This window comes from Saccharothrix sp. NRRL B-16348 (genome assembly GCF_001280085.1).
Taxonomy (GTDB): Bacteria; Actinomycetota; Actinomycetes; order Mycobacteriales; family Pseudonocardiaceae; genus Actinosynnema.
In genome coordinates this window covers 84,101-92,571 of the sequence record NZ_LGED01000241.1, presented here as the reverse complement: position 1 = coordinate 92,571, position 8,471 = coordinate 84,101, and the positions used below count along the sequence as shown (strand labels likewise).

The window sequence follows — 8,471 nt, the reverse complement described above, 5'->3', positions numbered from 1 at the left end:
CCGCAACCTCGACCGCCGCAATCCTGGCCGCCGTCGACCTGACCAAGGTCGCCCCGCCCGCCGCCGCGCCGACCCCGGCCACACAGACCCCGGCTGCGCCGAGCACCGCCGACCCGATCCCGGTTGACCCGACGGCCGCTGACCCGGCCTCAGCCGAGCCGAGCGCCGCCGACCCGATTGCCGCCCGGAGCCGACCAGCCCAACCTCGAGCCGAAACTCCAACCCCGCTCCCGTCCATCAAGACCCCGTGCGGAGCCCGGCCCTCGACTCCAACCCCGCCGACAGCCCCGGCCCCGGCCCCGGCCCCGCCAGCAACTCCACCCCTGTTCTCAAGCGCAATCCCGCCGCTCACCGCCGCCACGTCCTCAAGCGCGGCTCCACACCCGCCCCCGGACTCGCCGGTGCCGGACTTCGTGTCGTGGTCCGAATCCACGGCGTTGGACCCGGCGCGGTCCGCACCCGCGCCAGTTGTGGCTGTTCCGCCATCTGCGCCGGCTGACGTCGGCCGAACTCCGGACCAGGCGGCTCCGAGGGCGTCACCGCCGGCCATGTCAACCGGTGCCACCCAGGCGGCGTCGCGGACTGCGGTCGCGTCCCGCCAGCCGGTGCCCCGAAGTGTGCAGGGTCGGTCGGTTCAGGCGGGTCCGCAGCTCGAGCCCGGCTCCGTAGCGCGGAGCGGGATGGAGTTGGGGCCGGCCGGTCCGAAGGCGGTTCGGGCGGCAGCGGTGGACATGGGGTGTGGCACTGAGTCCGATGAGGGCGAGGGCTCAAGGGCCGGCCGCGGTGAGTGGTGGCGGTGGTCGTGAGCACCGATGAGATCCGGTTGGCTCGGGCCTACCTGTCGCGGGTGGCCGAGCCGCCTGCGGCGGCGCTGGTCCGGTTTGTTGCCGAAGTCGGGCCGGTTCGGGCGGCGGAGTTGGTTCGGGCTGGGGAGGTGCCGGCCGGAGTCGACAGCGAGACCTCGGCGCGGCGCGCGTTGGACCAGGCTGAACAGGACCTGGAGGCGGCCGCGAAGATCGGTGGTCGGCTGTTGGTGCCCGAGGACGACGAGTGGCCCCGTTGGCGCTTCAACGCCTTGGCCGTCGCCGCCGCCAACGGCCTGCGGTGTGGTCTGGCCCCGTTGGCGTTGTGGGTTCGGGGCGAGGCCGACCTCGCCGCGATCACCGAACGGGCGGTGGCGGTGGTCGGTAGTCGGGCAGCCACCGGGTACGGGCAGCACGTGGCGGGCGAGTTCGGCTTCGGGTTGGCCGAGGCCGGGGTCACCGTGGTGTCCGGGGCGGCATTCGGCATCGACGGCGCCGCGCACCGGGGCGCGATCACGGCCGGTGGGCTGACGATCGCCGTGCTGGCCTGCGGGATAGACGTCGCCTACCCGTCGGGCCACCGGGCGTTGCTCGAACGCATCCCGAGCCAAGGACTGCTGGTGAGCGAGTACCCGCCGACCCATACGCCCGCGCGCCACCGGTTCCTGACGCGGAACCGGCTCATCGCGGCACTCGCCGAAGGGACCGTGGTCGTCGAAGCGGCACAGCGCAGCGGGGCCAAGAACACCGCGGCGTCAACAGCGGCGCTCGGCCGGGTGCTCATGGCGGTTCCCGGGCCGATCACGTCGGTCAGCTCGACGGGCTGCCACGAACTCCTGCGTGCAGGGATCGCGTTGCCGGTGACGAGCGTCGCGGAGATCATCGAGTCGACCGGACGGCTCGGCGTCGACCTGGTCGAAGCCACCCGGAACACCGACACCGGACCACCGCAGGGCGACGCGATGAGGGTCTTCGAAGCGCTGGGTCTGACGTTCGGGCACAGCCCGGAGTCGATCTCCGTGGAATCCGGCGTCGAGCTGGCTCGGGTGCGCGCATTGCTGCCACAACTGGAACTGGCCAGTCTCGCCGAACGCACGGAAAGCGGTTGGAAGCGCTCCCAGGACGGGAGTTGGCGTGGCGATACTTGACCAAGAGCGCTTGAGGGCGCAGCGTCAGGGGCTATGTCCCCGCCGCCGCCCGCTCGGACACGTCGTGTCGACCTGGTTCGCCTGCGTCGCGCGCTGCCCGCGGACGTTGCGGCGGCCCTGGACCGCTACGAACGCCACCTCGCGATGGAACGCGGCCTGTCGCCGCACACGGTGCGCGCGTACCTCGGCGACGTGGTCGCCCTGCTGGTCCACTTAGCCGGCGGCACACCCGACAACGCCACCGTGGAAGCGATCGACCTGCCCGGCCTGCGGTCGTGGTTGGCTTCCCAGCACTCCGCCGGCGCGAGCCGCACGACGATGGCCCGACGAGCCGCGTCCGCCCGGACGTTCACGGCCTGGGCCTCCCGCAACGACCTGCTCGCCGCCGACCCGGGCCCGCGGCTCAGCGCACCTCGCCCCCACCGGACCCTCCCCGCGGTGCTGCGGCCGGATCAGGCCGGGGCCGCCATGGCAGTTGCCGAAGTAGGCGCGGAACAAGGCGATCCGGTTGCGCTGCGTGACCAAGCCGTGGTGGAGTTGCTCTACGCAACAGGTGTCCGGGTCGCCGAGTTGTGCGGTCTCGACCTCGACGACGTGGACTACTCCCAAAGGGTGATTCGGGTTCTGGGCAAGGGCAGTCGCGAACGCACCGTGCCGTTCGGCGTTCCGGCCGAACGGGCTGTACGGCGCTGGGTGGAATATGGCCGATCCGCCCTGGTCAGCGACCGTTCACAACGCGCACTGCTCCTCGGTGCGCGCGGCGGTCGGCTCGATCCGCGTACCGCCAGGAGGGTTGTCCACGATGTAGTGGGTGCGGTACCTGAGACGGCCGACACCGGGCCCCACGGCCTGCGCCACTCCGCGGCCACGCACCTGTTGGAAGGGGGAGCGGACCTGCGCACCGTCCAAGAGCTTCTTGGTCACGCTACGCTCGCAACGACTCAGCTCTACACACACGTCACCGTCGAACGGCTGAAGGCGATCCATGACCGAACGCACCCCCGCTCCTGACGTCGCAGGGGGAGGTTCGCGGACCGCAACCGTGGCCTCTCCCTCCGCCGCGCACGTCGGGACCTCGTCGGCGGCGCGCACCCCGGCTGGGACGAACGGTCACCACGTCGACGGCGAGCCGCTGCGCACGAACGGCCACGCCATCCCCGCGGTGGCGCCCGGCAGACCCGCGCACGCGGCGTCCGAGTCGCGCACCGCCGATGACGTGGAAGCCGGGATCATCGCGCTGTGGCACACCTATGGCGAGTCACGTCGGCAGGCCTTGCGGGACCGCCTCGTGCTGCACTACGCGCCGTTGGTGAAGTACGTCGCCGGCCGGGTGGGCACCGGTCTGCCCGCGCACGTCGACGTGGCGGACCTGATCCAGTCCGGCATCTTCGGCCTGGTCGACGCGATCGAGAAGTTCGAGCCCGAGCGCGGCCTGAAGTTCGAGACGTACGCGATGCAGCGCATCCGCGGCGCGATCCTCGACGACCTGCGCTCACAGGACTGGGTGCCCCGCTCGGTCCGCAGCCGGGCTCGTGACGTCGAACGTGCCCTGGAACGCCTGGGCGGCCGCCTGCAACGCACCCCGACCGACCGCGAGCTCGCCGCCGAGTTGAAGATCGGCCTGGGTGAGCTGCGCGAGCTCTACGCCCAGCTCCAGCTCACCAGCGTGGTCGCCCTGGACGAGCTGATCGCCGCCGGCCGCAACACCGGCGGCGCGGGCTCGTCCCTGGCCGAATCCCTGCCCGACGAGGGCGCGGAGGACCCGATCGCCACCCTCGTTGACCAGGACAGCCGCCGCCAACTCGCCGACGCGATCGCACAACTCGCCGAACGGGACCGCGTCGTGGTCACCCTGTACTACTTCGAGAACCTGACGCTGGCCGAGATCGGCAAGGTCCTGGGCGTCACGGAATCCCGCGTGTGCCAGCTGCACACCCGGGCGGTCCTGCGCCTGCGCACCAAGCTGAACGAGCAGCTGGACGCCTGATCCACACCTAACCCGGCTCCCGCCGACGATCAGCCGGACGCACCGCCACCGCCGAAACGCCCACCACGGGCCTTCGGCGAACTGCCACGCACCACCCACTCACCCGCGCACCCACGACACGGGAACCTCTCGGCATCACAGCGGTCTGCGCCAGACCCCGGGCTAGGGGCGAGGGAGCGCGGGCGGGGGACCGCTGGGCGAGAGGCAGGCTGGCGGCCGAGGCAGGGAGGGCGGTCGGAAGTCCGGGAGCCCAGCGTCAGGCTGCGTCACGTCGGGGTGCGTTGCTGTCCGCCCTCGGCAGGAGGCGGACGCGGCCGTTGGACAGCAGGTGCAGCGGGTTCAGGTAAGTGCGGGAGCGTGGTGGGGTGGTGCGGATCGCGCCCCAGTGGAGGCAGGCGTCCGTCGGGCAGCCCTCGTGGCCTGCGGTGAGGGTGCCTATCCGGTCGCCTCGGCGCACCGGTTGGCCTCGGTGGACGGTGGGGGTGACCGGTTCGTACGTGGTGCGCAGGCCGCCCGTGTGCAGCAGCGAGACGACCGCACGGTCGGCTACCGGGCCCGCGTGCAGCACCACGGCGTCGGCGGCGGCCAGGACCGGTGTGCCCGGTGGGGCGGCCAGGTCCACACCCCGGTGCCCTGGCCCGTACTCCGTCGCCGGCGCCTCGAACGCGCGGACCACCTGGTGCGGTGGCGCGAGGGGCCAGGCGAAGCGAACCGGGCGGTAGGCCCACGCGCTGTGGGGTGCCAGGGGTAGCGTCATCACCGTTGTCAAGGCCAGGACCAGCAATGTTCGCATGGTGGGAGTCATGGGTCCAGCGTTCCGGCGGGGACCGGGGGCTACCAGTGGCTTCTCTCCACCTGTGGACAACTCGTGGGGCTGTGGACAACTTCAGGCCCGGTTCGTGGTTCCCCGGCCCACCGGCGTACACTCGGTGCGCGGCCCGTGTGAGTGCGGGACGACTTCGCGTGCCAATGCAGATTCGACCGGTTTCGGTGTGGTCGAGTCACGGCGTCCAGCGGTCCTGAGGCGAGACGTCCTCCGGTTCGGACGGCGGCAGGGGCACCAGGGCGGCGGTCCGACCCCGGTCCGCCGCGACCAACCGGAACGCGCGCCGGCTCAACGCCAGGCGCGCCCGAACGAAGAGGTGCGAACCCGGCCATGGCCGTCGTCACCATGAAGCAGCTGCTCGACAGCGGCGTGCACTTCGGGCACCAGACCCGCCGCTGGAACCCGAAGATGAAGCGCTACATCTTCACCGAGCGCAACGGCATCTACATCATCGACCTGCAGCAGACGCTGACCTACATCGACCGGGCTTACGAGTTCGTGAAGGAAACGGTCGCGCACGGCGGGTCGATCCTGTTCATCGGCACCAAGAAGCAGGCGCAGGAGGCCATCGCCAACGAGGCCCTCCGCGTCGGCATGCCCTTCGTGAACCAGCGCTGGCTGGGCGGCATGCTCACCAACTTCTCCACGGTGCACAAGCGCCTCCAGCGGCTCAAGGAGCTGGAGTCGATGGAGCAGACCGGCGGTTTCCAGGGTTTCACCAAGAAGGAAATCCTGATGATGAACCGCGAGAAGGACAAGCTGGAGCGCACGCTCGGCGGTATCCGCGACATGTCCAAGGTGCCCAGCGCCGTGTGGATCGTGGACACCAAGAAGGAGCACATCGCCGTCGGCGAGGCGCGCAAGCTGAACATCCCGATCGTGGCGATCCTCGACACGAACTGCGACCCGGACGAGGTCGACTACCCGATCCCGGGCAACGACGACGCGATCCGGTCCGCCGCGCTGCTGACCAAGGTGGTGGCCGAGGCCGCCGCCGCCGGTCTGATGGCGCGCTCCGGCGCCCGCACCAAGGCCGCTGACGGTGCGGACAAGCCCGAGCCGGGCGTCGACGAGCCGCTGGCCGAGTGGGAGCAGGAGCTGCTGGTCGGCGCCGACGCGCCCGCCGCGCCTGCCGCCGCCGAGGCCCCCGCTGCCGAGGCGCCCGCCGCACCGGCCGAGGGCACCGAGGCCGTCCAGTCCTGATCCGCACGCACGCCGCGCCTGCCCTGATCACGGCAGGCGCGGCGTGCGCACAGGACCGGCGCTGAACAGCTCGAACAGCACCACCCCAAGCGCGTAAACGCGTCGGCGAGCGAAGCCGACGACCAGACCGCAGAAGGAACGGAAATCGCACGATGGCGAACTACACCGCCGCTGACGTGAAGCGCCTCCGCGAGCTGACCGCCGCAGGCATGATGGCCTGCAAGAAGGCGCTCGAGGAGACCGACGGCGACTTCGACAAGGCGGTCGAGATCCTGCGCATCAAGGGCGCCAAGGACGTCGACAAGCGCGCCGAGCGCACGACCGCGAACGGCCTGGTCATGGCCGAGGACGGCGTGATGATCGAGCTGCGCTGCGAGACGGACTTCGTCGCCAAGAACGCCGACTTCCAGGAGCTGGCGGCGCGGATCGTCGCGGTCGCCAAGGCCACCCGCCCGGCTGACGTCGAGGCGCTCAAGGCCACCGAGCTCGACGGCAAGGCCGTCGACGCGGTCGTCCAGGAGTTCTCCGCCAAGATCGGCGAGAAGCTGGAGCTGGCCAAGGTCGCCATCTTCGACGGCACCGTGACCACCTACCTGCACCGCCGTGCCGCCGACCTGCCGCCCGCCGTCGGCGTGGTGGTCGAGTACACCGGTGACAACGAGGACGCCGCCCGCGGCGCCGCGATGCAGATCGCCGCGATGCGTCCGCGCTTCCTCACCCGTGACGAGGTCCCCGCGGACGTGGTGGCCAACGAGCGCCACATCGCCGAGGAGACCGCGCGCGAGGAGGGCAAGCCGGAAGCGGCGCTGTCCAAGATCGTCGAGGGTCGCGTGAACGGCTTCTTCAAGGACGTCGTGCTCCTGGAGCAGTCGTCCGTGACGGAGTCCAAGAAGACCGTCAAGGCCGTGCTGGACGAGGCCGGGGTCACCGTGACCCGCTTCGCCCGGTTCGAGGTCGGCCAGGCCTGATTCGCGTGAGGGCGGGGTTGCGCGCAGACGTCGCGACCCCGCCCTTGCCGTGTCCAGAGGAGTACCTGTGAGCGCAGAGGTAGACCACGCGAAAGCGGACCACGCCGACGACGAGCCCGTGCAGGGCTACCGCCGGGTGATGCTCAAGCTGGGCGGCGAGATGTTCGGCGGTGGCGGTGTCGGCGTCGACCCCGACGTCGTGCAGACCGTCTCACGCCAGATCGCCGCGGTCGTCCGAACAGGGGTCCAGGTCGCGGTCGTCATCGGCGGCGGCAACTTCTTCCGCGGCGCCGAGTTGCAGCAGCGCGGCATGGACCGCAGCCGCGCCGACTACATGGGCATGCTCGGCACCGTGATGAACTGCCTCGCCTTGCAGGACTTCCTGGAACGCGAGCACGGCATCGAGACCCGGGTGCAGACCGCCATCACGATGGGCCAGATCGCCGAGTCCTACATCCCCCGCCGGGCCATGCGGCACCTCGACAAGGGGCGCGTGGTCATCTTCGGCGGCGGCGCGGGCATGCCGTACTTCTCCACCGACACCACCGCGGCGCAGCGCGCGCTGGAGATCGGGTGCGAGGTCGTGCTGATGGCCAAGGCCGTGGACGGCGTCTACACGGCGGATCCCAAGACCGACCCGGACGCGTTGATGTTCGACAACATCACCCACCGCGAAGTGCTCGAACGCGGCCTGAACGTCGCCGACGCGACCGCGTTCAGCCTGTGCATGGACAACAACATGCCGATCATGGTCTTCAACCTGCTCACCGAGGGGAACATCGCGCGAGCCGTGCGTGGTGAGAAGATCGGCACACTGGTGAGCACCCCCGGTGGTCGCCCGTCCTTCTAGACCTGCTGGGATTCGAGCCGAACTGCGCACACCAAGGGAGTCAGTCGTGATTGACGAGACCCTCCTCGACGCCGAGGAGAAGATGGAAAAAGCGGTGTCCGTGGCGAAGGAGGACCTGGCCGCGGTGCGCACCGGCCGTGCCAACCCCTCGATGTTCTCCCGCATCGTGGTCGAGTACTACGGTTCGCCCACCCCGCTGAACCAGCTCGCCAGCGTCGCCATCCCGGAGGCGCGCATGGCGGTGATCAAGCCCTACGACGCCACCCAGCTCAACGCGGTCGAGAAGGCCATCCGCGACTCCGACCTGGGCGTGAACCCCAGCAACGACGGCTCGATCATCCGCGTGGTGATCCCGCAGCTGTCCGAGGAACGCCGCCGCGAGATGGTCAAGGTCGCCAAGGGCAAGGGCGAGGACGCCAAGGTGTCCATCCGCAACATCCGCCGCAAGGCCAAGGAAGAGCTGGACCGCCTGGTCAAGGACGGCGAGGTCGGCGAGGACGACGGCACCAGGGCCGAGAAGGAACTGGAGAACGTCACCCACCGCTACGTCGCCCAGATCGAAGAGCTGGTCAAGCACAAGGAAGCCGAGCTGCTCGAGGTCTAGGTGGTCACGTCCGTTCGGCTGGTCGGTCCGGGAGTTCGCGCGCTTTGCTTGGCCGGTGCACGGCCGTGATAGGAGCACAACA

At 70.4% G+C, this 8,471-nt stretch carries 8 protein-coding genes; 7 read left to right on the top strand and 1 reads right to left on the bottom strand.

The genetic code is table 11. From position 1 onward, the window contains the following. Window positions 1-802: 802 nt before the first annotated feature. The 3 genes from dprA to ADK67_RS38530 are packed head-to-tail and all read left to right on the top strand — an operon-like array spanning window position 803 to window position 3,938. Window positions 803-1,951, top strand: a complete 1,149-nt coding sequence (dprA, locus tag ADK67_RS38540; protein ID WP_053721524.1) for a DNA-processing protein DprA — start codon at window positions 803-805, stop codon at window positions 1,949-1,951. 33 nt (window positions 1,952-1,984) lie between these two features. Further along, window positions 1,985-2,962 (top strand): tyrosine recombinase XerC, encoded by a 978-nt coding sequence (locus tag ADK67_RS38535; RefSeq protein WP_157621342.1) that lies wholly within the window; start codon window positions 1,985-1,987, stop codon window positions 2,960-2,962. Then, entirely contained in the window at window positions 2,937-3,938 is a 1,002-nt protein-coding gene (locus ADK67_RS38530) for a FliA/WhiG family RNA polymerase sigma factor (RefSeq protein WP_053721510.1), read from the top strand. The genes ADK67_RS38535 and ADK67_RS38530 overlap by 26 nt, the downstream gene beginning before the upstream one ends. Window positions 3,939-4,194: 256 nt before the next feature. On the opposite strand, the gene ADK67_RS38525 is transcribed toward ADK67_RS38530, so the two are convergent. Next, entirely contained in the window at window positions 4,195-4,731 is a 537-nt protein-coding gene (locus ADK67_RS38525; RefSeq protein ID WP_157621340.1) for a M23 family metallopeptidase, read from the bottom strand. 363 nt (window positions 4,732-5,094) lie between these two features. Between ADK67_RS38525 and rpsB the strand changes: the two genes are divergently transcribed. The 4 genes from rpsB (at window position 5,095) to frr (ending at window position 8,389) form a co-directional block, all read left to right on the top strand. After that, window positions 5,095-5,967 carry a 30S ribosomal protein S2 gene (gene rpsB, locus ADK67_RS38520; protein WP_053721508.1) on the top strand — a complete coding sequence of 291 codons (873 nt, stop codon included), beginning with the start codon at window positions 5,095-5,097 and terminating at the stop codon, window positions 5,965-5,967. A 152-nt stretch (window positions 5,968-6,119) separates the two neighbouring features. Further along, entirely contained in the window at window positions 6,120-6,935 is an 816-nt protein-coding gene (gene tsf / locus ADK67_RS38515) for a translation elongation factor Ts (protein ID WP_053721507.1), read from the top strand. Window positions 6,936-7,074: 139 nt separating this feature from the next. Beyond that, window positions 7,075-7,785, top strand: a complete 711-nt coding sequence (pyrH, locus tag ADK67_RS38510; protein WP_051772088.1) for a UMP kinase — start codon at window positions 7,075-7,077, stop codon at window positions 7,783-7,785. 46 nt (window positions 7,786-7,831) lie between these two features. Further along, a complete protein-coding gene (gene frr / locus ADK67_RS38505; RefSeq protein WP_053721506.1) occupies window positions 7,832-8,389 on the top strand; it encodes a ribosome recycling factor in 558 nt (185 codons plus the stop codon). Window positions 8,390-8,471: the final 82 nt, after the last annotated feature.

Bases quoted from the DNA above. Each gene is read 5' to 3' on its own strand.
- ADK67_RS38535 (WP_157621342.1), top strand. From the start codon at position 1,985: ATGTCCCCGCCGCCGCCCGCTCGGACACGTCGTGTCGACCTGGTTCGC.
- ADK67_RS38530 (WP_053721510.1), top strand. From the start codon at position 2,937: ATGACCGAACGCACCCCCGCTCCTGACGTCGCAGGGGGAGGTTCGCGG.
- ADK67_RS38525 (WP_157621340.1), bottom strand. From the start codon at position 4,731: ATGCGAACATTGCTGGTCCTGGCCTTGACAACGGTGATGACGCTACCC.
- rpsB (WP_053721508.1), top strand. From the start codon at position 5,095: ATGGCCGTCGTCACCATGAAGCAGCTGCTCGACAGCGGCGTGCACTTC.
- tsf (WP_053721507.1), top strand. From the start codon at position 6,120: ATGGCGAACTACACCGCCGCTGACGTGAAGCGCCTCCGCGAGCTGACC.
- pyrH (WP_051772088.1), top strand. From the start codon at position 7,075: ATGCTCAAGCTGGGCGGCGAGATGTTCGGCGGTGGCGGTGTCGGCGTC.